This window comes from Kribbella monticola (genome assembly GCF_003261635.1).
Taxonomy (GTDB): domain Bacteria; phylum Actinomycetota; class Actinomycetes; order Propionibacteriales; family Kribbellaceae; genus Kribbella; species Kribbella monticola.
On sequence record NZ_QFXK01000003.1, the window covers coordinates 1 to 25,987 of the forward strand.

The following is a 25,987-nucleotide window of genomic DNA, read 5'->3' on the forward strand; positions in this document are numbered from 1 at the left end:
GATCCTTTGAACATCAGAAACAAATCAAACTGACTTGAATCAATATTTTCAAAGGAATCCGAACACGAACAACAGACAACCCCACACCCAAAACCCAGAATAGGTTCGGAGTGGACCAGGATCATCCAATGCCGTGAAACGGGTTAATGCTAAATTTCGGCATTGACTTTCGGCACGCTGTTGAGTTCTCAAGAATCGGACGCACACCGCGCTGACATTCGCGGTGAAGATGCAAATCGAGGTCGGCACCTTGGCCGAACCCTTGCAAAGCACCTCCGGCGCGCTTGCCGCCGTCCCTCTGGTCACACCAGTCCCCCGCGTCGCCGCGGCTGACTTCCACCATGATCCCCCACCGCACAAGTGCCGCGGAGGTGGCAGATGGGCGAGGAGCCGAAGCTCCCCGCCCATCGAGTACCGCATCGTCCAGCAGACGCCTCTCGGCGAGTGGCCGCTCGTAGCGGCTGAGTGTGAGGCCCGGGGGTCATGTACTGGACGACACCTCACATAACCGAGCCCCTTCGCCGGCTATTCCCGCAGGCAGCGGATCTCCTCGCCGTTCTGTACGAACACCACTCCCCCGTCGTCGAACCGCAACTCCGTGTCGGCCGTCGACGCGCCAAACCGATCCCCCGCCATCGCCCGGAACCGCACCGGCGACTGCCTAGGGAACTTCACGATCAGCTCTGTCCCGGAAGACTCAACCTCGAAACTCCAGCCCTCCCGCAGCCGGTAGGTCCCGGCCCACCCTGCCAACACCTCGGCATCCGGTACGACTCGCTCACTGACCTCGGCGGGATAGTCCTCCCACCCGTACGCCGCGGCGATACTCACGAAGGCCTTCTCGACCACCCAGCTCCCGTTGTCGCCGTTCGTCATCACCGCCGCGCCTCGCCCGGTGTCCCGATACGCGAGCAGGTGGCACCTGAACCCGGCGTTCGACCCGCTGTGTCCGAAGAGACGGCCACCTTGCCCGAGAAACAGGCCCAGGCCGAGCGCGTCGAGTCCGCCGATCCGTTCGGACGACGGCACCTGCGGCGTGAGGGTTTCGCGCGCAAGTTCCAGCGACAACGGCGCACCCGCGACACCGTCGTACGAGTTCTTGACTGCTTGGGCGAAGGTGACGAGGTCGCTCGGCGTGGTCCAGAGGCCGGCCGCGGCGAGTTCGGGGTAGCTGTGCCAGCGTCCCTCGGTGGGTCGGCCCAAGTCGTCGTGTGCGACGGCGGCCTGGTTGTGCCGGCCCTCGGGGAGCGGCTGGGCGTAGTCGCTGTCGGACATACCGAGTGGGCCGAGCACCAACTCCTGCATCAGCTGGCGGAACGGCGTACCGGTGACGTCCTCGAGGAGTTGCTGTACGACGAGGGTGCCGCCGCCGGAGTACCGGAATTGGGCGCCGGGCACAGTGTCGACCCGTACGCCGAAGTTGGTCGCCGGCGGCACGCCGTCGAGGATCTGGCGCAGGCTCGGAAGCTCTTCGCCGTACGGGTATCCGGGGAAGCCGTGCACGGTGAGGCCGGCGCTGTGGCTGACCAACTGGCGCAGGGTGAGGACTGGCTGCCAATCGCCTGTCGGTGGAACCCGCCACGATTTGAGTCGGCTGTTCACGTCCTCGTCGAGGTCGAGCAGGCCTTGGTCGACAAGGCGGAGGGCCGCGAGCACAGCAACGGGTTTGCTGATCGAGCAGGCCTGGAACAACGTCCGCTCTGTCACCGGATCGCTGCCGCCTGCGTCTACCAGACCGGCGGATCCGCGCTCGACGAACTCGCCGCCCTCGATCACAGCCCAACTGACACCGGGGACCTGGTACTCCGCGAGATCGGCCTCGATCTCAGCCTTCACCACATTCGTCACGCCGTCGCCTCCCGGTCGGATGGTCGAAGCCTAACCACGGTGGAGGGCCAGCACACCGCGGCTGCGGAACCCATGGGCTCCGCAGCCGCACTACCGGTGAATCGAGCGGTCTACTTGGACGGTTGCGGTGCCGAGCAGTCGATCTTCGGGTTCGCACCGATGTAGTTCAGCGGCCCGGCGACGATGGTCACCAAAGTGGTACCCACCTTCGCGCAGGTCGCATCGGAGCCGGCGAAGTAGTTCCGCTGCGCGGCAGCAGCCAGTCCGATCAGCAACCACAACACGACGATGACTGTGATCACGCGAGAACCAGTCGTAGTGCGAGTGCTCATGTCCACCTCCTGGATACGACACAACCCCGTGTGACCACGAACAGGTGCCCTTCGCTGACTCCGCGAAAACGGTGCGGACCGCTGTCGATTCGCGACGCGCTCGATCGTCAAGCAAGAAACGCTCACCAGGAGCGCCGGCGAAGGGAAGCACGATGAGTAAGTACCTGTACCTGTACCGCGGTCCGGCCACCCCGATGGAGGACTTCACCGCGGAGCAGGGTGAGGAGCAGATGAAGGCGTGGACGGACTGGATGGGCAAGGCCGCCGCCTCGATCGTCGACCAGGGCAACCCCCTTGCACCGCGCGCCTCCGTACGCGACGACGGCGGACCGGCCGAGCCCAGCGACCAGAACGGCTACACGATCATCGAGGCCGACGACCTCGACGCCGCACGCGCCCTGCTCGAGGGGCACCCCTTCCTGTCCGAGGGGAAGGGCCGCTTCGCCGTGGAGATCTTCGAGATCATCCCGATGTAGCAGCTCAGACCTCGGCGAACTCGTAGTACGGCTTGATCTGGGTGTTGACGAAGTTGCCGATGCTCGAGGCCGCCAGCAGACCGGCGTACGTCGGCTGCGGCACGTCGAAGTACTGATAGACGCTGCCGTTGACGAACTCGATCTCCAGCGTTCGGCTGGACATGCTGTAGCCGACTGATCGCACGCTTGCGGAATCCACCGGTCGCCGCCTCATGGAGCAACCCTTTCATCACCGCCACCAGCAAGCCGTACTACGCGTGCCGCGCAGCAGCCTCCGTACTACGCGTGCCGCGCGGCTGCCTGTGTCGGGAGTTGGCCGGGGCACGAGGCGCGACGCGTGCCCCGGCTCCGTACTACGCGTGCCGCGCGCCCGCCTGCGTTGGGAGCTCGCCCGGAGACGAGGCGCGAGGCGTCACCGGCTCGGCGGCCATTCGGGCGAGCACCCGGGTCAGGTCGCCGACGGCGGTGTGGAGTTGGCTGAGCAGTGACTCGTCGAGAGCGGGCCGGCTCTCGACGCCGAGGTTCGCGATGAAGCGGGCATGGGTCTCCTTGGTGGCAAGGTTGAGCGTGGTGTCGAGCGCCTCCTGGAGCTGTGGACTCGGCACCATCTCTGGCCGCTCCCGCCACTTCGCGATCGTCCGTGGGGCGACGCCCAGGTGCTCGGCGAAAGCTTCGTTGGTCAGGCGCATGGCGGTGCGCAACGCGTGCGCATGCCTACCGGTCCACTGGTCGATGATTGTCATCGGCTCGCTCCTCGCGATCTCGATCACTCCTTGCAATCAGGTTACGTCGATCGAGTGACGATTTGGGGCCTGTTCAGTGCCCTGTGGATACAGCTTCAGTTCATGGTCCGGGCAGGCGAGCGAGCGTTGACTGTCCGGCATGGACAAGATCAGCGGTAGACCGGCAGAGCTCCTGCGGCGACGCCATCTCAAGGTGGCGACCGCGGCCGGACCACGTCGCTTCGAACTGGTCCGGCACACCGACGTCTCCGGCGTGAGCGGTACCGGTGTCGTCGCCGAAGGTGTCGAGTGGTCCGACGGCACAGTCACCCTGCACTGGGGCGGCCGCTACCCCACCACCACCGTCTGGCAGGACGGCATCGACGCCCTCCTCACCATCCACGGCCACCAAGGCGCCACCACCATCCGCTGGCTCGACACCTGATCCGGTAGGGCCGGCGCCCAACCCCCTGCACGGCCGCCGGCCCTACCTCCCCCTCGGTACGTTGAAACGCGCCCGTCAGCCGGCTGGATGTCGACGTGCGACCGAAGGCGGTATGGCGCCACAGAACCCGCGCCGGCTGCAGACTGGCGCGGCGTCCGGCCTTCCAGATGTGACGTCAGCCGGCTAGGGAGCGGAGGGCTCTTCGGCTGGGGGTCAGGGTTACTGGTTTGTAGGGGCAGCGGGCGTCGGTGAGGGTTTCGTAGGCGCGGATGGCGCGTTGGGCGGCGTCCCAGCCTTGCTCGGCGGGGCTCTTGCCGCGGCCGCGGTTGCGGATCAGGGCGCCGTAGAAGGCGGAGCAGAAGACGGTCGCTTCGTACCAGCCGATCACTGTGCTGGTGCCGATGTAGGTGATGTCGTCCTGTAGGCAGTCGCGGATCGCTCGTTGCCACTTGCCGATGCCGGTCTTGCAGCCGTCGGCGATGACGACGCCGCTGGCGATACCCCACTGGCGATCCAGGAACCAGTCGGCCAGGGCGGTCAGCGAGACCTGGGTCTCGCCGTCGGTGCTCAGGAACGACGGCTCCTCGCTGTGGTCACCGTGCGCCATCACGTGCAGCACCGACGACGGAGTGGTCAGGGCTGAGAACGCCGTCTCATGATCCCGGGTGCGGACGAAGTTGACGTCGATCACGGGCCGGTTCCAGCCGGCGTTGATATTGCTGGTGATGCCCTGGACGAACGTCATCGAGGCGTCGAACGAACTGTCCAGCCCCAGGTCTACCAGTGTGATCAGACGGTTCTTCATCGCCCACCCCTTCACCAGCCGACCCCCGCCTCCGAGGGTCCCGGAAACCATCATGACCCAGCCCGTCGACAGTTTCCGCCCGAGGTCCACATACCGTTGCAGACATGGAAAAACGCCCGCTCAGACCATCACCCTGAGCAACCGAACGACCATGCCCGGGGCTCGGTCTGGGTACCTCACCGGCAACGAGGAAGCAACCCTCTTCGCCCTCGGCGGAACAGGCGCAGCCCCCGCCGACTCAGAGCGCTCCGGCCGCTAGCCAGTACTGCGTGACGCTGTCGCCGGGGTGGTTGCTGTAGCTCTGCAGCGAGGGCTGGACGCGCTGCGGCCCCCGGGGGATGTGGGAAGTTCCCGGGGGCCGTGGCGCTATCAACTAGGGGTCAGCTGCAGCCGGAGGTGCTGCCGCAGCCTTCGCAGACGTAGCAGGAGCCGGACGGGCGCATCTTGGTGCCGCAGGTGAAGCACAGGGGTGCGTCGACCGAGGTACCGGTGATGAGCTCGAACATCTCTGCTGTGGTGCGGACCTCGGAGGTGTCGAGGACCTTGGCGCCGGCTTCTTCGACCGCAGGCTTCTCTGCGACCGGCTCGACGGCCTTCAGTGACTCGGCCTCCGAGACCTCTACCGGGGCTTCGTACGAACCGGTGTCGAGTTGACGGGAGCGCTCGTCGGCCGAATAGATGCCCAGCGCCGCCCGGTCCTCGAACGGCAGGTAGTCCAGCGCCAGCCGGCGGAAGATGTAGTCCATGATCGACTGCGCCATCCGCACGTCCGGGTCGTCGGTCAGACCGGCCGGCTCGAACTTCAGGTTGGTGAACTTCTGGACGTACGTCTCCAGCGGCACACCGTGCTGCAGGGCGATCGAGATCGCGATCGAGAAGGCGTCCATCACCCCGGCCAGGGTCGAACCCTGCTTGCCCATCTTCAGGAAGACCTCGCCCAGACCGTCGTCCGGGTACGACCCGGCGGTCATGTAGCCCTCGGCGCCACCGACGCTGAACGACGTGGTCCGCGACGGCCGCGACTTCGGCAGGCGCTTGCGGGTCGGCCGGTACTCGATGACCTTCTCGACGACCGGCTCCGCGGCGGCCGCGTCGGCAGCGGCGCTGGCCTTGGCGGACTTGGAGTCCGACAGCGGCTGGCCGACCTTGCAGTTGTCGCGGTAGACGGCCAGTGCCTTGAGGCCGAGCTTCCAGCCCTGGAAGTACACGTCGGCGATCTCCTCGACGGTCGCCGTCTCCGGCAGGTTGACCGTCTTCGAGATGGCACCGGACAGGAACGGCTGCGCGGCCGCCATCATCCGGACGTGGCCCATCGGCTTGATCGAGCGCTCGCCCATCGCGGTGTCGAAGATCTCGTAGTGCTCGGTCTTCAGCCCCGGCGCGTCGACGACGTGACCGTGCTCGGAGATGTACTCGACGATCGCCTCGATCGTCTCCTCGGTGTACCCGTGCTTGCGGAGCGCCCGCGGCACCGTCTGGTTGACGATCTGCATCGAGCCGCCGCCGACCAGCTTCTTGAACTTGACCAGCGAGAAGTCCGGCTCGATCCCGGTCGTGTCGCAGTCCATCATGAAGCCGATCGTGCCGGTCGGTGCGAGCACCGAGGCCTGCGCGTTCCGCCAGCCGTTCTTCGCACCGACCTTCAGTACCGCGTCCCAGGCTGCCGTGGCGTGCTTGTGGACGTCCTTGTCGATGTCGTCGAGGGTCCGGATCGCGTCGTTGGCCGCGGCGTGCTTGCGCATCACCCGGGCGTGCGCTTCCTTGTTCCGCTCGAAGCCGTCGTACGGGCCGACGACGCCGGCCAGCTCGGCCGACCGCTTGTACGACGTACCGGTCATCAGCGAGGTGATAGCGCCCGCCAGTGCGCGACCACCGTCGGAGTCGTAGGCGTGGCCGGTCGCCATCAGCAGTGCGCCGAGGTTGGCGTAGCCGATGCCGAGCTGGCGGTAGGCGCGGGTGGTCTCGCCGATCGCCTCGGTCGGGAAGTCCGCGAAGCAGATCGAGATGTCCATCGCGGTGATGATCAGCTCGACGGCCTTGACGAAGTTCTCCGAGTCGAAGGTGTCGTCGTCCTTGAGGAACTTCATCAGGTTCAGCGACGCGAGGTTGCAGGACGAGTTGTCCAGGTGCATGTACTCCGAGCAGGGGTTGGACGCGGTGATCCGGCCCGTCTCCGGCGTCGTGTGCCAGTCGTTGATGGTGTCGTCGTACTGCAGACCGGGGTCGGCGCAGGCCCAGGCGGCGTGGCTGATCTTGTCGAACAGCTCGCGGGCGTCGACGGTCTCGATGATCGAGTTGTCGATCCGGGCCCGCAGGCCGAACTCGCCCTTCTCCTCCACCGCACGCATGAACTCGTCCGTCACGCGGACGGAGTTGTTCGCGTTCTGGTACTGCACGGAGGTGATGTCGCGGCCGCCGAGGTCCATGTCGTACCCGGCGTCGCGGAGGACGCGGATCTTGTCCTCCTCGCGCATCTTGGTCTCGACGAACTCCTCGATGTCGGGGTGGTCGACGTCCAGCACGACCATCTTGGCCGCGCGCCGGGTGGCGCCGCCGGACTTGATGGTTCCGGCCGACGCGTCCGCGCCGCGCATGAAGCTGACCGGGCCGGACGCCGTACCGCCGGAGGACTGCAGCAGCTCCTTCGAGGACCGGATCCGGGACAGGTTCAGACCGGCACCGGAGCCGCCCTTGAAGATCAGGCCCTCCTCCTTGTACCAGTTCAGGATCGAGTCCATCGAGTCGTCGACGGCGAGGATGAAGCAGGCCGACACCTGCTGCGGCGACGTCGTACCGACGTTGAACCAGACCGGCGAGTTGAAGCTGAAGTACTGGTGCAGCAGCATCCAGGTCAGCTCGTGCTCGAAGATCTCGGCGTCGGCGGGCGTCGCGAAGTACCCGTGCTCCTCGCCGGCCTTGCGGTAGGTCTTGACCACCCGGTCGAGCAGCTGCTTGAGGCTCCACTCGCGGTTGTCGTGACCGACGGCGCCGCGGAAGTACTTGGTGGTGACGATGGTCGAGGCGTTCACGGACCAGTAGTCCGGGTACTCCACTCCGCGCTGCTCGAAGACGGTCTCACCCGTCTTCCAGTTCTGCTGCACGACGTCGCGACGCTCCCACGTCACCTCGTCGTACGGGTGGACGCCCTCGGTCGTGAAGATGCGCTCGATGGTGAGTCCCGCGGGGACGTTCTTGCCCCTGCGGAACCCGGCCGTCGACCTCTTGGTCGACCCCGAATGGCCGGTCACCGTCTCTGTCATGGTTGCTCCTCGCCCTGTGTCTGCGGTCTGTCGGGACCGCCCCGTTGAGTCCTGCGCGTACTTCGCCCTGCCTGCACTGCGTCCTGCCCTGTACTGCGTGTTGCTGTATCACGTGGTGTTGCGTACTGCTTGTCGTCCCGTACTACGTGTCGCTCTGTACCGCCTACTGCTCTGTACTGCGTCCTGCCGGTCGTGCGGATCCCCGATTTATGTCTGTGGTGTCCCGTGTGCGGCCGGTTCGGTGCCCTCGGGCTCTTTCTCGGCGCGCAGCAACGCGATCTCGGTCTCGAAGTCGTCGGCCGACTCGAACTGCCGGTAGACGCTGGCGAACCGCAGGTACGCGACTTCGTCCAGCTCCCGCAGCGGTCCGAGGATGGCCAGGCCGACCTCGTGCGCGGGCACTTCCGGCGAGCCGCCGCCCTTGAGCGCGTCCTCGACCCGCTGCCCCAGCCGGGCCAGCGCGTCGTCGTCCACCGGCCGGCCCTTGCAGGCCTTGCCGACGCCCCTGATCACCTTTTCCCGGCTGAACGGCTCGGTCGCGCCGGAGCGCTTCACGACCGTCAGCTGCATCTGCTCGACGGTGGTGAACCGCTTCTCGCAGACCGGGCACTGCCGGCGCCGGCGGATCGCTCCGCCGTCCTCGGCGACCCGGCTGTCGACGACCCGGGAGTCCACGTGCCGGCAATACGGACAGTGCATGTCGGATCACTCCTCCCGAGCGGCTCCACCGCCCTTCGCAGGGGTGGACCTGTGGATCGAACTGGGGACAACTTGTGCATGACCTGTGAGTAACCAACCACTACCTGTGGAGAACTACAGGCGTGTAACTACTACATCTAGGGATGCTACGTCCCGCCTCCGACAGTTTGCAAGAACGCCCGAATCCCGCGCGCGTCTCCTTGTTCCAACACTCGCGCGACCTCATGTACTCCCGCGTGGCGCCGTCCCGACGGCCCTTTCGAGGCGCAAACTATGCGCGCCCGGCAGGCCCTGGCCGGGTCCGTCGAGGCCTGGTGGATGGGTGAGGATGTGGGTATGAAACCGGTCATCCTCGACGTCGACACGGGGCTCGACGACGCCTGTGCGCTGCTGCTTGCCGCCCGCCATCCGGACCTCGACCTGCGAGCCGTGACCTGCGTCGGCGGCAACGTCGGCCTGGACGAGGTCGTCATCAACACGCTCACCGTCCTGGAAGCAGCCGGCCGCCCCGACGTCCCAGTAGCTCGCGGAGCCGCACTGCCGCTGCTGCAACCGGTTCGGGCCGCCCCGCACGTCCACGGCGTCGACGGACTCGGCAACCTCGACTGGCCCCGCTCAACCCGTACTACGGATCCGCGGCACGCCGTGGAGCTTCTGCGCGACGTGCTGCTCGAGGCCGCTCGGAGCGGCGAGCGGGTGACGCTGATCCCGCTGGCTCCGATGACCAACATCGCGCTGCTGCTCAGGACGTACCCGGAAGCAGCGGCGGGACTCGCCGAGATCGTCTTCATGGGCGGCGCCGCCGGGATCGGCAATGCGACGGCCTCGGCGGAGTTCAACATCTGGACCGACCCCGAGGCGGCCGCGATCGTGCTGGCCGCGGCGGGCGAACTCGGCGTACCGGTCACGATGTACGGGCTCGACGTGTTCTACGACGTGCTGATCACGCTCGATGAGGCGCGCGAATTGAAGGGTTCTGCGTCGGCCGACCTCGCTCGGGCCCTTATCGAGAAGCGGAGCGAGCTGTACGGCGCGGACGGAGCAAGCATCGGGGACGGCGGAGCGGTGTGCGCGGTGATCGATCCGGACGGCCTCACCACGCAGGCGTTCCCGCTACGGGTCGAGCTGTCGGGAAGCTGGTCGCGCGGCCGGACCATCGTCGACACGCGCGACTGGTCGAAAGACCTCAGCAGCGACCCACACGGCGCCGCACCGACCGTGGTCCAGGTCGCAACCGCAGTCGACGCCCGCCGCTACGCCGACCTCTGGCTCCAAACCGTGAACTGACGCCGCCGCAACTCCACGACCCCTGGGCCGACGCCGCACGCGCCCGCGGACCCTTGAGCTGAGCTGACGCCGCCGGAGCCTGTGAACCCGTGAGCCGGCGGCGGCTGCGGATCGTGGGTGCGTGTCCGGAAACGGTCAGGTGGGTTGTTCGGTGTGAGGCGCGCATGATTGGGTGGTAAGCGTTTGCCGTCTGCTCAGGGAGCGCTTGTGGCTATTGCGACCGAAGCCCGCCGTCGTTATGCCGTGGTCGGATTGGGGGCCCGGGCGCAGACCTTTGTCGACGCATTGGCCGGCCCGTACGCCGATCGCGCGGAACTCGCCGGATTCTGCGACGTGAACCAGACCCGGATGGCCGTCCACAACCGGCGGCTGGCCGAGAAATTCGGGCACGCAAGCGTTCCGCAGTACGGGGCCGGTGATTTCGATCGGATGCTCAAGGAACAGCAGGTCGATGTCGTCGTGGTGACGTCGATGGATCGCACCCACGACGAGTACATCGTGAGCGCGCTCGAGGCGGGGCTGGACGTCGTCACGGAGAAGCCGATGACAATGGATCCGGCGCGTTGCCGGCGCATTCTCGACGCGGCGGAGAAAGCGGCCGGATCGGTGCGGGTGGCGTTCAACTATCGCTACAACCCGGTGCACGAGAAGGTCCGCGAAGTGCTTCAGTCGGGCGTCATCGGTGAAATCGGTTCGGTGCACTTCGAATGGCTGCTCGATGTCCGGCACGGCGCCGACTACTTCCGTCGCTGGCATCGGGAGAAGTCCAACGCGGGCGGTTTGATGGTGCACAAGGCGACGCATCACTTCGACCTGGTGAACTGGTGGATCGATTCCGAGCCGGTGAAGGTCTTTGCCGATGGCAAGTTGTTCTTCTACGGCGCCGAGAACGGGCGGCGGCGCGGGCTGGCTCGCGAGTACGAGCGGGCCGATGGATCACCGGCGGCCGCGGACGATCCGTTCGCGATCAAGCTGGCGGCGAACGACGTACTGCGGGAGTTGTATCTCGAGGCGGAGCACGAGGACGGGTATCACCGGGATCAGAACGTGTTCGGCGACGGGATCACGATCGAGGACGACATGGCGGTGCTGGTCCGTTATGCCTCGGGGGCTTCGCTGAGCTACCACCTCACGGCGTACTCACCGTGGGAGGGCTACCGGATCGGCTTCAATGGGAGCGCGGGACGGCTGGAGTTGCTCGTGCGGGAGAACACTTTCGCTACTCCCCCTGAAGAGCAGCAGCATGCGACGGCGGTGCAGCACGGGGATGCGGCGCCGGGTGAGACCGAGGCGCTGCTGACACTGCACCCACTCTGGAAGCCGCCGCAGACGCTGCTGCATCACGAGCTGGGCCAGGGTCACGGCGGCGGAGACGCGCGACTGCTGGAGTCGCTCTTCGGCTCCCCCGGCGAGGATCCGCTCGGCCGCAGCGCCGACCACCACGACGGCGCGCGCTCCCTCCTGGTCGGCCTCGCAGCCAACCGCTCCTTCGAAACCGGCCAAGCAGTCGAGGTATCAACCCTGCTCAACAACTAACCAACCGCCAGACACCCGGTCGACCAGCAGACAGGCACCAGAGGCGGCACCGGGGCACAGAACTACAACCAGCCTGGCGCGGAGCGCGGTCGCCGAGCCCTGTGGGCGCGCCAGGTGATCGAGCGCGATGGTCGAGCCAGGTGGTCGAGTCAGGTGATCGGGCGCGGCGGTCGAGCCAACTGGTCGAGCGCGGCGGTCGAGCCAGGTGATCGAGCGCGGCGGTCGAGCCAGGTGATCGGGCGCGCCGGCCGAGCCAGATGGTCGAGCAAGGGAGTCGAGCGCGGTGGTCGAGCGCGGTGGTCGAGCCAGGTGATCGGGCGCGGCGGCCGAGCCCGGTGGTCGAGCGCGATCGCCGAGCAAGGTGGTCGACCGCGATGGTCGGACCAGGTAATCGAGCGCGGGCGGTCGAGCCAGCTGGTCGAGCCAGGTGATCGGGTGCGGCGGCCGAGCCCGGTGGTCGAGCGCGGTGGTCGAGCCAGGTGGGCGAGCGCGGTGGCTGAGCGACGTGGTCGAGTGGGGTGGAGGCCTGGCGAGGAGGCTTTGCGGGTCGGTGGTGGGTTAGCGGACGGGGACCTGGAGGGTTTGGCCGGGGGTTAGGTCGGCGGGGGTGCGGAGGTTGTTCAGGGTGGCGATCTGCTCGACGACGGTCGCGGGGTTGTCGGTCGGGTTGGTTTCCTGCGCGATCGACCAGAGGGACTGGCCGGCGCCGACCTGGACCGAGATGGTGTGGGTGAACTGCGGGGCCGGGTCGAGAACACCGGCGACGCGCAGGCCCAGTACGGCGATGGCGGCGCCGAAGACCAGCACCGAGACGGTGGTGAGCAGCATCCGGCCGCGTCTGGTCAGACGCAGTACCGGCGGCTCGATCTCGGCGAGCTGGTGGTGCCGGCCGAGGTCGTCACCGGAACAGGCACGAACGGGCAGGCGCTCGGTCGTCGTCCCCGCGATGCGGCGGCGCCTGGTCGGGCGGTTGCCGTCCACCTCGGGCACGGTTGTCACCTGAGTCGCGCCTGCTGCCAGGGCCGCTGTACTCATCGGATCCTCCAGACCTTCGTTCAGACCTCGTCCTGCGGTGTCGATCTCTGTCTATCGGCCGCCGCCGACAGTTTTCGTCGAGCGACCCCATCGGTCCCCTCGAACGGACCACCCGGCGAACTCACCGGCGAGCCGTTCCGGCACCCGGACCCGAACACCTGTTCGATCGAACGCCTGTACGAATGATTAACCGAACCGCGCCCGGGACGCAACCATTTCCAACCACGACACGCCGTGGATATTCCCGCCACCCGAGCCGACGAACAGGCTCTATAACCTGACACACGAACAAACGTGCGAACCGACACGCCTTCGAACAGATGTTTGAAGAATCTCAGGATTCGGTCTACGGTCTTCTCAGTCGTTGAAAGCTTGGCCGGGGGTGCGACTGCCGGCCTGATCCGAGGGAGTTGCCAGCCGATGGCCAGGACGCCGAGCGGTTCCAGCAAGGACGGACGCCTGAGCGCGGAGGCCACCGGGCCGACCGTGTCCGAGCTGCCCGACGGTCCGGCGGACGCCACCGGTCTCACCCCGAGGCAGCGGCGCGTGCTGGACGTCATCCGCGATTCGGTCGACAGCCGTGGCTACCCGCCCTCGATGCGGGAGATCGGCGAGCGGGTCGGGCTGACCAGCTCCTCGTCGGTGTCGCACCAGCTCCGCGTCCTGGAGCAGAAGGGCCTGCTCCGCCGCGACCCGAACCGGCCGCGCGCGATCGAGGTCCGCTATCCGGGCGAGGTCGCGGACGCCGCGGCGCGCCGCGGATCGGTCGGCTCGGTGCGACAGACGGCGTACGACGAGACCGGGGCCGGCGACGCGCACCCGGACGCGGCGTACGTGCCGGTGCTGGGCCGGATCGCCGCCGGTGGGCCGATCCTGGCCGAGCAGGAGGTCGAGGAGATCTTCCCGTTGCCCAGGGCAATGGTTGGCGAGGGCACCTTGTTCATGCTGCGGGTCAAGGGTGAATCGATGATCGAGGCGGCGATCTGCGACGGCGACTGGGTCGTGGTCCGCCAGCAGCCGAACGCGGAGAACGGTGACATCGTCGCGGCGATGATCGACGGCGAGGCGACGGTGAAGACGTTCAAGAAGACCAAGAGCGAGATCCTGCTGCTTCCGCACAACCCGGCTTTCTCGCCGATCGACGGCAAGGACGCGACCATCCTCGGCAAGGTCGTAACCGTTCTGCGGCGTGTCTGACATCTCAGACGGCGAGCGGAGTCAGCGCGGACATGTCAGGATTGAGATATGACGACTGTCTATGACTTCAGTGCCACCCGGATCGAAGGCAATGAACAGTCTCTTGCCGACTTCCGTGACCAGGTGCTCCTGGTGGTGAATACGGCCTCGCAATGCAGCCAGACCCCGCAGTACTCCGGCCTGCAGAAGCTGTACAAGACGTATCGCAAGCAGGGTTTTTCCGTGCTCGGATTCCCCTGCGACCAGTTCGGCCACCAGGAGCCCGGCGACGAGAACGAGATCGCGAACTTCTGTTCGACGATCTATCACGTGTCCTTCCCGATGTTCGCCAAGATCGACGTGAACGGGTCGAAGACACTGCCGCTGTACAACTGGCTCAAGCGGGAGCAAGGTGGGCTGCTCGGCGGGCGGATCAAGTGGAACTTCACCAAGTTCCTGATCGCCCGCGACGGCAGCGTCATCGGCCGCTACGCCCCGACCCACACGCCGGAGAAGCTCGCCGACAAGATCGAGGCGGCGCTCGCCGTACCGGCCCCGAGCCGGCGCGAATCAAGCGACTGATCCCCCACAGGGTGGAATCGATACCCGGTCCACCCTGGTCAGTACTCGTCGCGCGGGAGAACGAAGGCGGATCGTGCCCAGATCGTTCGCCCGACGCGTGCTGAAGGACATCGGCGGGCTCGCGGATCAGGTTGCGGGTGTTCCGAGGTGATCGCCTCGCAGGCCCACGCAGTCCATGGCCCAGAAGGTGTCGGAGTATACGAAGGTGCCGGTCATCCAGTCCTCGTACGAGGAGAGCTTGGCGACCTGGAAAGCACCGGGCGGGTAGCGCAAGGTCGGCGGACGAAAGCCGGCCGCTGTCGCGTCGATGAACCCGCGCTTGCCGTAGTACTGCGGTGAACCCTCCAGGAACACCAGAGGAATGCCGCGACGGTCGGCCTCCGCGAGAGCGTGCGCCACGAGCCGGGTGCCGATTCCCCTGCCCTGGTACTCCGGGAGGACACCCAAGGGCGACAGCGTGACCACGTCGACGAGTCGAGGCAAAGCATCCAAGCGGCAACCGCTGAGCATCACGTGCCCGACCACTGTGTCATCGACGGTCGCGACCCACGACAACGGCGCAAGCGACGCCGGAGCCACACGCAAGGCGTCAACCAGGTCCGGAACCCGTTCCCCGTCCCCGAACGCGCGCGCCTGAACCTCCCGCACAACTCCATGATCCCCAGCGCGCTCTTCCCGGATCACCGGCTCGAATTGTCCGTCTTCAAGGTCGCCACTTTCCGTCATCGCGCCAGGCTAGTAGCCCGTCCGTCATTGACGAACTGCTTATTTGTAGGCGTAGGACGTTTCAGCGGGTTACCGATTCGGGGTCTATGTCCAGGCGGAGGCCTCGCCAGACGGGGTGGCGGAGGCGGCCGTCGGCGGCCCAGCCGGAGTAGGTGACTTCGGCGACCAGGAGGGGGTCGAGCCAGTGGGCGGCGCGGCGGTCCGAGGTGGGGACCGACGAGACGTCGAAGGGTGGGGTGTCGATCTCGAGGGCGGCGAGTTCGGCGCTGAGGATTTCGAGCATGGCGAAGTCGAGCCCGGAGCCGACCTTGCCGATCAGAACGAGGTCGTCGCCGTCGTAGGCGCCGCAGTACAGGGAGCCGATCTTGCCCTCGCGGTTCCCCTCCCCCGGATGCCAGCCGCACAGGATGACGTCCCGGGTGAGGACGGGTTTCACCTTCACCCAGTCCGCGCTGCGTTTGCCCGGCAGGTACCGCGACTTGCGCCGCTTGGCGACCACGCCTTCGAGGCCGGTGGAGGCCGACAGTTCGAGCGCCTCCTCGCCGTCGGCGTAGCTCTGCGGGACTTCCCAGAACGGATCGGACAACTCCAGCGACTCGAGCAACCTGCGGCGCTCGTCGTACGTTGCCTCTAGCAACGACTGGCCGTCGAACCGCAGTACGTCGAACACCCGCACCGACACCGGCACCTGCTTGATCAGCTGCGCCAGCTGACGTGGATCGCGAACGTGCATCCGACGCTGCAGCAATCCGAACGACGGCGCCCCGTTCTCGTCCAGCGTGACGATCTCACCATCCAGTACTGCGGGCAGCCGCAACCCGGTGTCGCCGGCCAGCCCGACCAGCTCCGGATACCCCGCGGACACGTCGCGACTGTTGCGGGACCACAGCCGGCAACCGTCCTCGTCGACCTCGGCGATGACCCGGATGCCGTCCCACTTCATCTCGTACGACCAGCCGGGGCCGGTCGGCATCGGTCCGAGTGCCGCCATCATCGGCAGCACCGGCGGACCACCGGCCGGACTCAACGGATCCCCCGGGCAGGACTCATCGGCTCAGGTGTCCTGGAGTCGTTTCAGCGCGCCGAGCACCTTCTCACGATCGGCTGTCGGCCACATCGGTGGCAAGGAGGCGCGCAGATAACCGCCGTACCGCGCGGTCACGATCCGCGGGTCCAGGATCGCCACCACACCCCGGTCGGACGTACGCCGGATCAGCCGGCCGGTTCCCTGGGCGAGCAGCAATGCGGCATGGGTCGCGGCGACGGCCATGAAGCCGTTCCCGCCCGCCTCGTCGACGGCTCGCTGCCGGGCGGCCATCAGCGGCTCGTCGGGGCGCGGGAACGGGACCCGGTCGATGATGACGAGGTTGCAGGTCGAGCCCGGTACGTCGATGCCCTGCCACAGCGACAGAGTGCCGAACAGAGAGGTCTCCGGGTCCTCGATGAACTCGCGAGCCAACTCCCCCAGTTGCGCGTCGCCCTGACACAGCACCTTCAGGTCGGTCGCCTCGCGGACAGCGGCGGTCGCGGCCTCGGCTGCCCGCCGGGACGAGAACAAGCCGAGCGTTCGACCACCAGCGGCCGTGATCAGGTCGATGATCTCGTCGAACTGCTTCTTGCCCAGCCCGTCACGATGCGGCGGCGGCAAGTGCTTCGCGACGTACAGGATCCCCTGCTTCTCGTACTCGAACGGGGAGCCGACATCCAGCCCGCGCCATGGCAGTGGCCCGGTGTCGGAGTCGGTATCGACGGAAGGCATCTCCTCGCCGTCGGCCAGCTTGTCGGACGGTCGCAGGCCGACCTGCCGGGCGATCGCGTCGAAGTCACCACCGAGCGTCAGCGTCGCCGAGGTGAGGACGACGGTCCGGTCCTTCAACACCAGCTCGCGCAGCAAGCCGGCCACCGTGAGCGGCGCGATCCGGAGCTCGCGGCCGAAGCGTTCCCGGTCGACCAGCCAGACCACGTCGAGGTCGCTCAGCGCGGCGACCCGCTCGGCGACGTCGAAGATCTCCTTCACCGCGCCCTTGGACTGCCGCTTCGCACCGTCGGGATCGTTGTCGGCGTCGTCGGACTTCTTGTTCAGATCGGAGTACACAGCCCGCGCCGCGTCCCGCACCAGACCGGCGGCTTCGAGAACCACGCCGTTCGCTGCTTCGATCCGTCCTTCGCGCGTCTCGTCCAGAGCGGCTCGCAGCGCGTCGGAGGCGTCGATGAGGTCGTCCGCGTGATCGTCGTCGACGAACCGGCGGGCGCGTTTGGCGGCGCGTTCGACCATCTGCGGCGACAGCTCGGCGCCGGCCGCGCCGGTCACCCGGGCGGGCAACTCGTGCGCCTCGTCGATGACGACCACGTCGTGCTCCGGCAGCACTGTCCTGTTCTCGAAGGCATCGATCGAGAGCAGCGCGTGGTTGGTGATCACGATGTCGGCCTTGCGGGCCTGCTCCTTGGCCTTCTCGGCGAAGCACTCGTCGCCGTACGGGCACTTCTGCGCGCCGAGGCACTCGCGCGCGGCGATCGCGACCTGCTGCCAGGCCTGGTACTGGTGGGTGGGCGCGTGATCGCGGTCGCCTGCCTCGCCGTCGAGCAACTGCTGCTCGGCCCAGTCGCGCAGCTCGAGTACCTGCTGGCCGACCGGGCCGGCCGGCGGGATGTCGATCAGCATGCCGTCGTCGTCGGGCGCGCCTTCGCGGATCCGGTGCAGGCAGGCGTAGTTGTTCCGGCCCTTCTGGATCGCGTACGCCGGGCGGCGCGGCAACAGCTTCTCTGTCGCGTCCAGCAGAGCCGGCACATCGCGGTCCACCAGCTGCGACTGGAGCGCCAGCGTCGCTGTCGACACGACGACGCGGCGGTCCTCCAAGGCGTGTAGCAACGCGGGCACCAAGTACCCGAGTGACTTCCCCGTTCCGGTTCCGGCCTGGACGAGGAGATGGGATCCATCCTCCATCGCCCCGTTGACCGCCTCGGCCATTTCCACCTGGCCAGGACGCGTCTGACCACCGATACCGGAGACCGCGGCCTCCAGCAGTTCACGCACTTCGACACCCACCGCATCACCCTAGCCCGCTCGACGGACAATCCCCGACCAGCTCGCGCCAGCCTGTGGAAAACCCCGTGACCAGAGCCGGGCCGACGTGGCGCGATCAGCCGGGTAGGGCCTGAAGGCGGCCCGAGGGCGGGGTCAGACGACGGCGCCGCGGTCGGGTTCGGAGTCGCGGTCGCGTTGTTTGGTCTTCGGGCGGGGCGCCGGAGCTGGGTAGCGCCTTTCCAACTCCACCAGCAGTGGGGCTGCGGTCAGGTTGGAGGAATAGGTGCCTACGAGGATGCCCAGGAGGAGCGCGAGAGCGAAGTCGTCCAGGGAGTCGCCGCCCAGGAAGAGCAGGGCGGCCAGGATGAAGAGCGTGCTGATGCCGGTGTTGATCGTCCGGGGCAGCACGTTGACGATGGCGGTGTCGACGACCGGGCCGAGGTTCTCGGTCGAGCGGGCGTTGCGGGTCTCGCGGATGCGGTCGAAGACGACGACCGAGTCGTTGACCGTGTACCCGATGATCGTCAGCAACGCGGCCAGGAAGATCCCGTCCACCGGCTTGCCGGTCCACGCGAACACGCCGACCACCACCGCCACGTTCTGCAGCAGAGCCAGTACGGCGCCGGCGCCGAACGTCCACCGGAAGCGCACCGCGAGATACGCCAACTGCGCCAGCAACGCGACCCCTAGTGCGATCAGCGCCTTGTTGCGCAGTTCGTTGCCCAGCGACGGCCCGATGCTCTCGTTGCGGATCACGTCCGCGCTGCCACCGATCCGGGACAGCGACTCGCGGATCTTCTCGGCCTCGTCATCGCTGATCGTGCCGGTCCGCACAGTGATGTCGTCGGCACCAGAGGCCTGTACGACGGCCGTCGGGTAACCAGCCTCGGCCACCGCGGCCCGCGCCTGATCCGGCGTGATCCGCTGCGCCGTGCTCACCTCGAGCAGCCGCCCACCGGTGAACTCGACGCCCAGGTTCAGCCCCCGAATCCCCACACCCGCGATGCTGACGACGATCGCGACAGCCGTGATGACGAGCCACCGCCGGCTGTGCTTCATCAGCGGTGGGCGACGCGTCTCGAGCCAGGTGCGCACGCGACCGTGACCTGCGATCCCGCTGAGCGCCGGTCGCCGCAGAACGAACTTCCGCGACACGAGGAACTCCGCGAGCACCCGCGTGACCACCAGCGCGGACAGCATCGAAGCCAGTACGCCGATGCTGAGCGTCACCCCGAAGCCGCGCACCGGTCCGGCGGCCAGGAAGAACAGCAGCCCGGCGGCAAGCAACGTGGTGATGTTGGAGTCCGCGATCGCCGACAACGCGTTCTGGAAGCCGCTGCGCAGAGATCTCCTCAGGCCGTCGGTGCGGCCCGCGATGTAGTCCTCACGAGCGCGCTCGAAAACAAGGACGTTCGCGTCCACCGCCATCCCGATGGCGAGCACGAACCCGGCCAGGCCGGGCAAGGTCAGCGTCGCCCCGAGCGCGGTCAACGCGGCGTACGACATTCCCGAGTAGGCGATCAGGCCGAGCACGGCCATCAGGCCGACCAACCGGTACACGAAGATGATGAAGAGCGCGGTGAGCCCGATCCCGATCGCGCCGGCCAGCGCGCTCGCCTGGATCGCGTCCTTGCCGAGCGACGGGCCGACCGTCCGCTGGTCGACGACGTGCACCGGCACCGGCAGCGAGCCGCCCTCGATCAACGCGGCCAGGTCCTTGGCCTCGTCCTCGGTGAAGGAACCGGAGATCGTGCTGGTGCCGCCCGCGATGCCGATGTTGCAGAGCTGGCTGCCGCCGTTCGGGTCGACCTGCGGGGCGGTGATCACCTCGTTGTCGAGCACGATCGCGACCCGCCGCGCCGGTGTACCGACAGGCTCGCAGGCCGCCTTGCCGGTGATGTTCGCCCAGATCTTGCCGCCGTCGTCCTTGAAGTCCAGCTGGACGAACCAGCCGGAAGCCTGCTGGGTGTCGAACAGCCCGTCGGCACCGCCGACCTTCTCACCCGTCATCGCGGGCTTCGCCAACTTCAAGAAGCCGCCGCCCGAATCGTCGGGCAGGTAGAGGTCGCCCGCCGCCGGCTTGGCCGGCTTGGCCGCCACGTGGTCGAGCACTTCGTGGAAGGTCAACTGCGCGGTCTTGCCGATCACCTTCGCGGCCTCGCGGGGATCCTGGACACCCGGTAGCTCGACGATGATCCGCTTGTCGCCCTGCCGGGTGACGCTCGGCTCGCTGACCCCGAGCGCGTCGATCCGGCGTCGCAGTACCTCGAGGGCCTTGTCCGTGGTCTCCTTGCCGGCCTTGACCGTCGGCGAGTCGCTGGTCTCCAGCACGATCTGGGTGCCGCCGCGCAGGTCCAGGCCGAGTTGTGGCTTCGCGGTCGTCACCACGTAGCCGGACGCGGCCAGGACGAGGAACGCGAACAGCGCTCGGACGAGGGACGAGCGTTTCACTGACAGCCTCCGGGAGGTGGGCACCCTGGGTAGGGGTGTCGTGACTCAGAGCAGATCACTGGGAGTGGAACGCACAGTGTATGGAGCAACACAAGGCCGCTACGGCCTAAGCCTCTTCGGCGGAGTCGATGCCGTGTTCGATGGCGTAGCGCACGAGTTCGGCACGGTTGTGAAGCTGCAGTTTGCGCAGTGTGTTCTGCACGTGGTTCTCGACGGTCCGGTGGGACAGCACCAATCGGGTCGCGATCTGGCGGGCAGTCAGGCCGCGCGCGACGAGTCGTAGTACCTCGGTCTCGCGCTCGGTGAGCTGAGGCACTTCCGGTCCTGCTCCGAGCCGCCGGTACTCCCCCAGCAGCAACCCGGCCAGCCCAGCACTAAAGACGGCGTCCCCCTCAGCAGTACGCCGTACTGCGTCGTCGAACTCGTCCAGCGACGCAGACTTCACCAGATAGCCGGACGCACCGTTCTTCACTGCAGCCAGTACGTCGGCCTGCTCGGCGCTGGCCGACAACACGAGCACCCTGGTGTCCGGCAGCGCAGCAGTGATCTCCCGGGTCGCATCGACGCCGGATCCCTCGCCCAGCTGCAGATCCATCACCACCACGTCCGGCCGGGTCGCCAGCGCGATCCGGATTGCACTCGAGACGTCGGCGGCGGTCGCGCAGACGTCGTACCCGCGGCTACCGAGGTCCCGGGCGACGCCCTCGCGCCACATCGGGTGGTCGTCGACGATCATCACCCGCGTCATCTGCTGCTCACTCTCATCTCCCACTCGGTCCCCTCGCCGGGAGCGGTCCGGACCGAGACACTGCCGCCCAGATCGGCGATCCGGCCGCGGATCGACTGGCTCACACCGAGATGCCCGTCGGACCTGGCCTGTACGAGCCGGTCGGGTGTCGTCCCGGTTCCATCGTCGCGGACGGACAGCAGTACCTCGTCACCGAGGTCCTCGACGACCACCCAACAGCGCGCGTGCGGCCCGGCGTGCTTGTCCACGTTGCTCAGAGCTTCCTTGACGACGGCAACGAGTTCGGTGGCAGTGGCCGTGGGCAACAACACCTGCCCTGCCGGTACGACGACGTCCACCCGCGTCGTGGCCAACGGGATCAGCAGCATGCACAGGTCTATCCGGCCGCGGTCGCCGTTGAGCGGCCGGGAGGCCATCAGCGCGCGCAGTGCGACCTCCTGCTCGGCAGCGAGGGCCGCGAGTTCGGCTGCCTCGCCGCCGATCGCAGTACCGCGTCGTTGCACCTGGGCAAGCACCTGCAGTACTCCGTCGTGGATCGACCGGCCCAGGCGGAGCCGTTCGGCCGCGGCGCTCTCGGCGGCAATCGCTTCGCGCAGCCGGGCGTTGGCGCGGCGCATGGTGGTCGCTGCGTACCCGACGACGAGTCCGGACACCAGGAGCAGCTGGACGTTGCTGAGGATCTTCGATGCGTGATCGACGCCACGCAAGGACAACAGAGCGAGGCTGATGGTCGCGGCGCCGAGCAGGCCACCGTCGCGGCCGCGGGAGATGCCCAGTGCGATCACCGGACCCGCTGCCCAGACGGACGTGAGCACGGAGGCTCCGCCGCGAATGTCCAACAGCGGCTGGGCCAGCAGGGTCGCGTACATGCAGCCGACCGTCACCACCAGGTCCGCGAGGGCCAGCCGGGTGTTCCGGCGGCCCCAATGCCTGCTGTAGCCGATGGAGGCGACAACGGTCCACAGGCCCATGATCGCGAGTTGGACGACCGCTCCGGAGTGCCGGTGGATGCCGTCCCAGCGGGTCCACACCCCGAAACAGGCGAAGAACCAGGTGATCACCCGGAATACGATCAGCGCACGCCAAAGCGGTAACAGCAGGTCCGCGGTGTCACCACGCGACCGGACATCCTCCATGCCGGACAGTGTGCCAACCAGCCGGTCCCTGACGCTGCGTGCAGGTACTCCACTCGACTGAGTGGTCTTACTCAGGTCTGTGCGCGCATGATTCCCCGCAGTTACCTGGGAAATTCCGCCGAACCACTTCATCAACCCGCTTTTTCCCCGTACTGTCGCGCAGAAGTACACGCTCGGGGGAGCAGTATGCACACTCCGTAACCACCTGACGGAGTGGATTTTCATGAGCTGGGAGGGAAACGTGCGCAAGGTAACTGTCGGGCTGGTCAGCCTGGCTATTGCGGCGACCTTCGGTCTGAGCATGAACCAGGCCGGGAACGCCGTCACACAGCAGCCGCTCTCGGGCGGCACCACGAACGCCAGCGAGGCACCGGCCTCTGACGAGCTGCCGAACCCGCTGGAGGACAAGCGCCGGGATCTGCGTCAGGAAGCGATCACCAAGCTCCTGAACGGCACCGGTAAGGCCGAGAAGCGCGGCGCCAGCACGGTGATGAAGCTGGGCACCAAGGCGAAGGGTTCCGACGGCGTCACGAACGCCCAGGGCAAGGTCGACCAGTACGTCGAGCTGTCGCGGGAGAAGACCGACAAGATCTTCGTCATCCTGGCCGAGTTCGGCAACCAGCGGCACCCGAGCTACCCCGACCAGGACACCGACCCGGCGACGCCCGGTCCGGCCACCTTCGACGGCCCGCTGCACAACGCGATCCCGGCCCCGAACCGGGCGGTGGACAACTCGACCGTCTGGCAGCCCGACTACTCGGCGCAGCACTACCGCGACCTGTACTTCGGCAACGGCAACTCGGTGAAGAAGTACTACGAGAAGCAGTCCTCCGGCCGCTACTCGGTCAACGGCGAGGTCAGCGACTGGGTGAAGGTGCCCTACAACGAGGCCCGTTACGGCCGGTCGAACGGCTTCCCGTGCGCCGGCAACGTCTGCAACAACACCTGGGCCCTGGTCCAGGACGCCGTGAACCAGTGGGTTGTGGACCAGCAGGCCAAGGGTCAGACCGACGCGCAGATCAAGGCCGACCTGGCGACGTACGACCAGTGGGACCGCTACGACTACGACGGTGACGGCAACTTCAACGAGCCCGACGGTTACATCGACCACTTCCAGATCGTCCACTCCGGTGGCGACCAGGCCGATGGTGACCCGCAGCAGGGTGAGGACGCGATCTGGTCGCACCGCTGGCGCGTCCAGACCCCGGGTGGCCCGGCGAACTTCCCGATCGGTGGCGCCCAGATCGGCAACACCGGCATGTGGGTCGGCGACTACACGGTGCAGCCGGAGAACGGCGGCATCAGCGTCTTCGCGCACGAGTACGGCCACGACCTCGGCCTGCCGGACCAGTACGACACGGCCGGCGGCGAGAACGGCGTCAACTGGTGGACGATCATGGCGCAGAGCCGGGTCAGCAAGCCCACCGACGGCGGCATCGGCGAGCAGGCGGCCGACTTCGGCGCCTGGGACAAGATGTTCCTCGGCTGGCTGGACTACGAGATCGTGAACTCCGGCCAGAACCGGACCGTCGAGCTCGGCCCGTTCGAGTACAACACCGCCAAGGCCCAGGGCCTGGTGGTCACGCTGCCGAAGAAGCAGGTGGTCAGTCCGCTGGTCACTCCCCCGGTCGGCAGCAAGCAGTGGTGGAGCGGGCAGGGCAACAACCTCGACCGTTCGATGAGCCGTCAGGTCACCCTGCCGGCCGGCTCGGCCAGCCTCACCTTCCAGGCGAACTACGACATCGAGGACTGCGGTCCGGACCCGTGTGACTACGCCTACGTCGAGGTCAACGACGGCACCGGCTACAAGGCGATCCCCGGCAGCATCACCAAGGCGGCCGAGGGCAACGGCATCGACGGCACCAGCGCCGGCTGGGTCCCGGCCACCTTCGACCTGTCCGCCTACGCGGGCAAGACGATCGGCCTGCAGCTGCACTACGTGACCGACACGGCGGCCGGCGGCAAGGGCTTCTTCGTCGACGACCTCAAGGTCACCTCGGGCACCACCACGGTGGTCGACTCGGGTGCGGAGACGTCACCCGAGGGCTGGACGCTGAACGGCTTCACCTCCGTCGGCGGCAGCATCACCACGCTGTACGACAACTACTACATCGCGACGAACGTGAACCACATCTCGTACGACGCGAACCTCAAGACCGGCCCGTACAACTTCGGCTTCCTGAACACCCAGCCGGACAAGGTCGAGCACTTCCCGTACCAGCCGGGTCTGCTGATCTGGTACGTCGACACCTCGACGCCGGACAACAACACCAGCGTGCACCCGGGTTCGGGCCGTGCGCTGCCGATCGACTCGCGGCCGGTCCCGATCAACCGGATCGACGGAACCGTCTGGCGCCCGCGCGTCAGCGGCTACGACGCTCCGTTCGGGCTCACCAAGGCTGACTCGTTCACGCTGCACTTCAACGGCCAGCCCAGCTACATCCGTGGCCAGGCAGCGGTGCCGACGTTCAACGACAGCAAGACCTACTGGTACCCGGAGCTTCCGAGTGCCGGTGTGAAGATCCCGAACAACGGGGTCAACATCAAGGTCACCGGTCAGAGCGGCACCTCGATGACCGTCAAGGTCTCGAAGCGCAGCTAATGCCCTGAGCAACAAAAACCGGCGGCCCTGGGAGCAACTCCCAGGGCCGCCGGCCTGTCCGGACTCAGAACTTCGTCAGGCTCGGAAACACCTTCTCCACGGTCGCCTCGTAGCCGAAGCCCATCACGATCGCGACCCAGAAGGTGATCTTCACGTCCGGCTTCGCCGCCCGGAACACCGCCATCACGATCAGGGCCGACAGCAAGCAGAACACGAACAGCCGCGCGTACTTCGCCACCCACGGCGGCAGCCCCGGTGCCGCGGTCGGCCCGAAGTCCTTCTGGATGTACCCCTTCAGAACCGGGTACAGCACCGCCACCAGCACACCCAGCGCGATACCGAAGTACACCACCCAGTCGTTCATCCGAGCCTCCCCACGTCACACGCACCAGTCGGAATCCATGTCGCCGCCGTCGTCATCCGGCTCGGCATCGCCCTCACCGCCGAAGGTCGCCGGTACGGCGATACCGACGCGCCACCTCGGTCCCTCGCCGTCCGAGGGTCCGTCGAGCACGAAGACGAAGGCGGGCCGGACGAGGTTCGCCGCCTCGTACGCCGACGGTTCGGGGTACCCGAAGACTGCCCGGAGCCGGTAGTCCCGGGCCGGTCCGACCATCGCCCGGACGGCGGTCTCCACCTGCTCGGGAGGGCGCCAGCGGCCGCCCCGGATCCGGGTGACCAGCGGCCTCACCGTCACGTCGACGAAATGCGCGTGCGGCAGGTCGTACGCCGTCACCCGTCCGCCGGGGCCGATCGACTGCCATTCGTACAGCCGGGTCGAGACCTGCCGCGTCACGAATCCCGGCAGCTCGTCCTCGGAGTCGACATCGAAATCGCGAGAGCTCTCGGTCATCGCGAGATATTCCATCGCGGCCTCCCACTCCGACGCCGACTCGCCGTACTCGCTGCGCATCCGGACCGTCCCCGACCAGCTCAGTACGTCGCCGGGGAGGCCACGCTGCGCCAGCAACTGCCGAGCTTCGGCGACCTGGCGTTCGACGGGAGCGAACACCATCGTCGGCAGCGGGTCGGACCGGGACATCTGTTCGGCCGCCCAGTAGCCGGCGTCCCCCGCGGAGAGCTCCTGCCAGCGCAT

The 25,987-nt window shown here is 67.3% G+C and carries 23 protein-coding genes; 7 read left to right on the forward strand and 16 right to left on the reverse strand.

The features are described from left to right. Nucleotides 1-525: 525 nt before the first annotated feature. Together DIZ26_RS00970 and DIZ26_RS00975 are read right to left on the reverse strand one after the other, a co-directional pair. A complete protein-coding gene (locus DIZ26_RS00970) occupies nt 526-1,848 on the reverse strand; it encodes a serine hydrolase domain-containing protein (RefSeq protein ID WP_112236684.1) in 1,323 nt (440 codons plus the stop codon). A 110-nt stretch (nt 1,849-1,958) separates the two neighbouring features. Beyond that, nucleotides 1,959-2,180: a hypothetical protein gene (locus DIZ26_RS00975; RefSeq protein WP_112236686.1), complete on the reverse strand. Its 222-nt coding sequence runs from the start codon at nt 2,178-2,180 to the stop codon at nt 1,959-1,961. Nucleotides 2,181-2,332: 152 nt separating this feature from the next. Between DIZ26_RS00975 and DIZ26_RS00980 the strand changes: the two genes are divergently transcribed. Beyond that, the gene (locus DIZ26_RS00980) at nt 2,333-2,656 is read left to right on the forward strand and encodes a YciI family protein (protein ID WP_112236688.1); all 324 of its coding nucleotides are present in this window, start codon (nt 2,333-2,335) and stop codon (nt 2,654-2,656) included. A gap of 4 nt (nt 2,657-2,660) precedes the next feature. Here DIZ26_RS00980 and DIZ26_RS00985 read toward each other — a convergent pair whose 3' ends face one another. Beyond that, complete coding sequence (locus DIZ26_RS00985; RefSeq protein ID WP_112236690.1) at nt 2,661-2,870, reverse strand: KTSC domain-containing protein; 210 nt, start codon at nt 2,868-2,870, stop codon at nt 2,661-2,663. Between the two features lie 139 nt (nt 2,871-3,009). Further along, nucleotides 3,010-3,399, reverse strand: a complete 390-nt coding sequence (locus DIZ26_RS00990) for a helix-turn-helix domain-containing protein (protein WP_198675817.1) — start codon at nt 3,397-3,399, stop codon at nt 3,010-3,012. Nucleotides 3,400-3,538: 139 nt separating this feature from the next. Here DIZ26_RS00990 and DIZ26_RS00995 point away from each other — a divergent pair, with 139 nt between their 5' ends. Further along, nucleotides 3,539-3,823 (forward strand): hypothetical protein, encoded by a 285-nt coding sequence (locus tag DIZ26_RS00995; protein ID WP_232828072.1) that lies wholly within the window; start codon nt 3,539-3,541, stop codon nt 3,821-3,823. 175 nt (nt 3,824-3,998) lie between these two features. Here DIZ26_RS00995 and DIZ26_RS01000 read toward each other — a convergent pair whose 3' ends face one another. The 3 genes from DIZ26_RS01000 to nrdR all read right to left on the reverse strand — a co-directional run bounded on the left by DIZ26_RS01000 (nt 3,999) and on the right by nrdR (nt 8,587). After that, a complete protein-coding gene (locus DIZ26_RS01000; protein WP_112237156.1) occupies nt 3,999-4,628 on the reverse strand; it encodes a hypothetical protein in 630 nt (209 codons plus the stop codon). 380 nt (nt 4,629-5,008) lie between these two features. Continuing rightward, a complete protein-coding gene (locus DIZ26_RS01005; RefSeq protein ID WP_112236692.1) occupies nt 5,009-7,888 on the reverse strand; it encodes a vitamin B12-dependent ribonucleotide reductase in 2,880 nt (959 codons plus the stop codon). Nucleotides 7,889-8,095: 207 nt separating this feature from the next. After that, a complete protein-coding gene (nrdR, locus tag DIZ26_RS01010; protein ID WP_112236694.1) occupies nt 8,096-8,587 on the reverse strand; it encodes a transcriptional regulator NrdR in 492 nt (163 codons plus the stop codon). Between the two features lie 336 nt (nt 8,588-8,923). Between nrdR and DIZ26_RS01015 the strand changes: the two genes are divergently transcribed. Both DIZ26_RS01015 and DIZ26_RS01020 read left to right on the forward strand, forming a co-directional pair. Continuing rightward, nucleotides 8,924-9,874 (forward strand): nucleoside hydrolase, encoded by a 951-nt coding sequence (locus tag DIZ26_RS01015; RefSeq protein WP_112236696.1) that lies wholly within the window; start codon nt 8,924-8,926, stop codon nt 9,872-9,874. 207 nt (nt 9,875-10,081) lie between these two features. Further along, nucleotides 10,082-11,410, forward strand: coding sequence for a Gfo/Idh/MocA family protein (locus tag DIZ26_RS01020; RefSeq protein WP_232828073.1), 1,329 nt, complete (start codon nt 10,082-10,084; stop codon nt 11,408-11,410). Nucleotides 11,411-11,968: 558 nt separating this feature from the next. Here DIZ26_RS01020 and DIZ26_RS01025 read toward each other — a convergent pair. Next, the gene (locus DIZ26_RS01025; protein ID WP_112236698.1) at nt 11,969-12,445 is read right to left on the reverse strand and encodes a LysM peptidoglycan-binding domain-containing protein; all 477 of its coding nucleotides are present in this window, start codon (nt 12,443-12,445) and stop codon (nt 11,969-11,971) included. Between the two features lie 420 nt (nt 12,446-12,865). On the opposite strand from DIZ26_RS01025, the gene lexA reads away from it, so the two are divergent. Beyond that, a complete protein-coding gene (gene lexA, locus DIZ26_RS01030; protein ID WP_112236700.1) occupies nt 12,866-13,642 on the forward strand; it encodes a transcriptional repressor LexA in 777 nt (258 codons plus the stop codon). Nucleotides 13,643-13,690: 48 nt separating this feature from the next. Continuing rightward, on the forward strand, nt 13,691-14,203 hold the full coding sequence (locus DIZ26_RS01035; protein WP_112236702.1) for a glutathione peroxidase: 513 nt from the start codon (nt 13,691-13,693) through the stop codon (nt 14,201-14,203). Between the two features lie 126 nt (nt 14,204-14,329). Here DIZ26_RS01035 and DIZ26_RS01040 read toward each other — a convergent pair whose 3' ends face one another. The 6 genes from DIZ26_RS01040 to macS all read right to left on the reverse strand — a co-directional run bounded on the left by DIZ26_RS01040 (nt 14,330) and on the right by macS (nt 22,289). Continuing rightward, on the reverse strand, nt 14,330-14,929 hold the full coding sequence (locus DIZ26_RS01040) for a GNAT family N-acetyltransferase (RefSeq protein ID WP_198675818.1): 600 nt from the start codon (nt 14,927-14,929) through the stop codon (nt 14,330-14,332). Nucleotides 14,930-14,990: 61 nt separating this feature from the next. Then, a complete protein-coding gene (gene ligD / locus DIZ26_RS01045; RefSeq protein WP_232828074.1) occupies nt 14,991-15,956 on the reverse strand; it encodes a non-homologous end-joining DNA ligase in 966 nt (321 codons plus the stop codon). A 27-nt stretch (nt 15,957-15,983) separates the two neighbouring features. Next, nucleotides 15,984-17,963 (reverse strand): ATP-dependent DNA helicase, encoded by a 1,980-nt coding sequence (locus DIZ26_RS01050; protein ID WP_112237164.1) that lies wholly within the window; start codon nt 17,961-17,963, stop codon nt 15,984-15,986. Nucleotides 17,964-18,107: 144 nt separating this feature from the next. Then, nucleotides 18,108-20,405: a protein translocase subunit SecD gene (secD, locus tag DIZ26_RS01055; RefSeq protein WP_112236704.1), complete on the reverse strand. Its 2,298-nt coding sequence runs from the start codon at nt 20,403-20,405 to the stop codon at nt 18,108-18,110. Between the two features lie 106 nt (nt 20,406-20,511). After that, a complete protein-coding gene (locus DIZ26_RS01060) occupies nt 20,512-21,153 on the reverse strand; it encodes a response regulator (RefSeq protein WP_112236706.1) in 642 nt (213 codons plus the stop codon). Then, nucleotides 21,150-22,289 (reverse strand): MacS family sensor histidine kinase, encoded by a 1,140-nt coding sequence (gene macS / locus DIZ26_RS01065; RefSeq protein ID WP_112236708.1) that lies wholly within the window; start codon nt 22,287-22,289, stop codon nt 21,150-21,152. The genes DIZ26_RS01060 and macS overlap by 4 nt, the downstream gene beginning before the upstream one ends. Nucleotides 22,290-22,512: 223 nt before the next feature. On the opposite strand from macS, the gene DIZ26_RS01070 reads away from it, so the two are divergent. Next, nucleotides 22,513-24,891: an immune inhibitor A domain-containing protein gene (locus tag DIZ26_RS01070; protein ID WP_232828075.1), complete on the forward strand. Its 2,379-nt coding sequence runs from the start codon at nt 22,513-22,515 to the stop codon at nt 24,889-24,891. 64 nt (nt 24,892-24,955) lie between these two features. Here the strand turns inward: DIZ26_RS01070 and DIZ26_RS01075 are convergent, their stop codons facing one another. Beyond that, the gene (locus DIZ26_RS01075; protein ID WP_112236710.1) at nt 24,956-25,255 is read right to left on the reverse strand and encodes a hypothetical protein; all 300 of its coding nucleotides are present in this window, start codon (nt 25,253-25,255) and stop codon (nt 24,956-24,958) included. Between the two features lie 15 nt (nt 25,256-25,270). Next, entirely contained in the window at nt 25,271-25,987 is a 717-nt protein-coding gene (locus tag DIZ26_RS01080; RefSeq protein ID WP_112236712.1) for a hypothetical protein, read from the reverse strand.

Bases quoted from the DNA above. Each gene is read 5' to 3' on its own strand.
- DIZ26_RS01015 (WP_112236696.1), top strand. From the start codon at position 8,924: ATGAAACCGGTCATCCTCGACGTCGACACGGGGCTCGACGACGCCTGT.
- DIZ26_RS00995 (WP_232828072.1), top strand. From the start codon at position 3,539: ATGGACAAGATCAGCGGTAGACCGGCAGAGCTCCTGCGGCGACGCCAT.
- DIZ26_RS01025 (WP_112236698.1), bottom strand. From the start codon at position 12,445: ATGAGTACAGCGGCCCTGGCAGCAGGCGCGACTCAGGTGACAACCGTG.
- DIZ26_RS01040 (WP_198675818.1), bottom strand. From the start codon at position 14,929: ATGACGGAAAGTGGCGACCTTGAAGACGGACAATTCGAGCCGGTGATC.
- DIZ26_RS01080 (WP_112236712.1), bottom strand. From the start codon at position 25,987: ATGCGCTGGCAGGAGCTCTCCGCGGGGGACGCCGGCTACTGGGCGGCC.
- DIZ26_RS01070 (WP_232828075.1), top strand. From the start codon at position 22,513: ATGAGCTGGGAGGGAAACGTGCGCAAGGTAACTGTCGGGCTGGTCAGC.
- nrdR (WP_112236694.1), bottom strand. From the start codon at position 8,587: ATGCACTGTCCGTATTGCCGGCACGTGGACTCCCGGGTCGTCGACAGC.
- DIZ26_RS01060 (WP_112236706.1), bottom strand. From the start codon at position 21,153: ATGACGCGGGTGATGATCGTCGACGACCACCCGATGTGGCGCGAGGGC.
- DIZ26_RS00980 (WP_112236688.1), top strand. From the start codon at position 2,333: ATGAGTAAGTACCTGTACCTGTACCGCGGTCCGGCCACCCCGATGGAG.
- macS (WP_112236708.1), bottom strand. From the start codon at position 22,289: ATGGAGGATGTCCGGTCGCGTGGTGACACCGCGGACCTGCTGTTACCG.
- DIZ26_RS01000 (WP_112237156.1), bottom strand. From the start codon at position 4,628: ATGAAGAACCGTCTGATCACACTGGTAGACCTGGGGCTGGACAGTTCG.
- DIZ26_RS00990 (WP_198675817.1), bottom strand. From the start codon at position 3,399: ATGACAATCATCGACCAGTGGACCGGTAGGCATGCGCACGCGTTGCGC.
- DIZ26_RS01035 (WP_112236702.1), top strand. From the start codon at position 13,691: ATGACGACTGTCTATGACTTCAGTGCCACCCGGATCGAAGGCAATGAA.
- DIZ26_RS01075 (WP_112236710.1), bottom strand. From the start codon at position 25,255: ATGAACGACTGGGTGGTGTACTTCGGTATCGCGCTGGGTGTGCTGGTG.
- DIZ26_RS01005 (WP_112236692.1), bottom strand. From the start codon at position 7,888: ATGACAGAGACGGTGACCGGCCATTCGGGGTCGACCAAGAGGTCGACG.
- DIZ26_RS00985 (WP_112236690.1), bottom strand. From the start codon at position 2,870: ATGAGGCGGCGACCGGTGGATTCCGCAAGCGTGCGATCAGTCGGCTAC.
- DIZ26_RS00975 (WP_112236686.1), bottom strand. From the start codon at position 2,180: ATGAGCACTCGCACTACGACTGGTTCTCGCGTGATCACAGTCATCGTC.
- lexA (WP_112236700.1), top strand. From the start codon at position 12,866: ATGGCCAGGACGCCGAGCGGTTCCAGCAAGGACGGACGCCTGAGCGCG.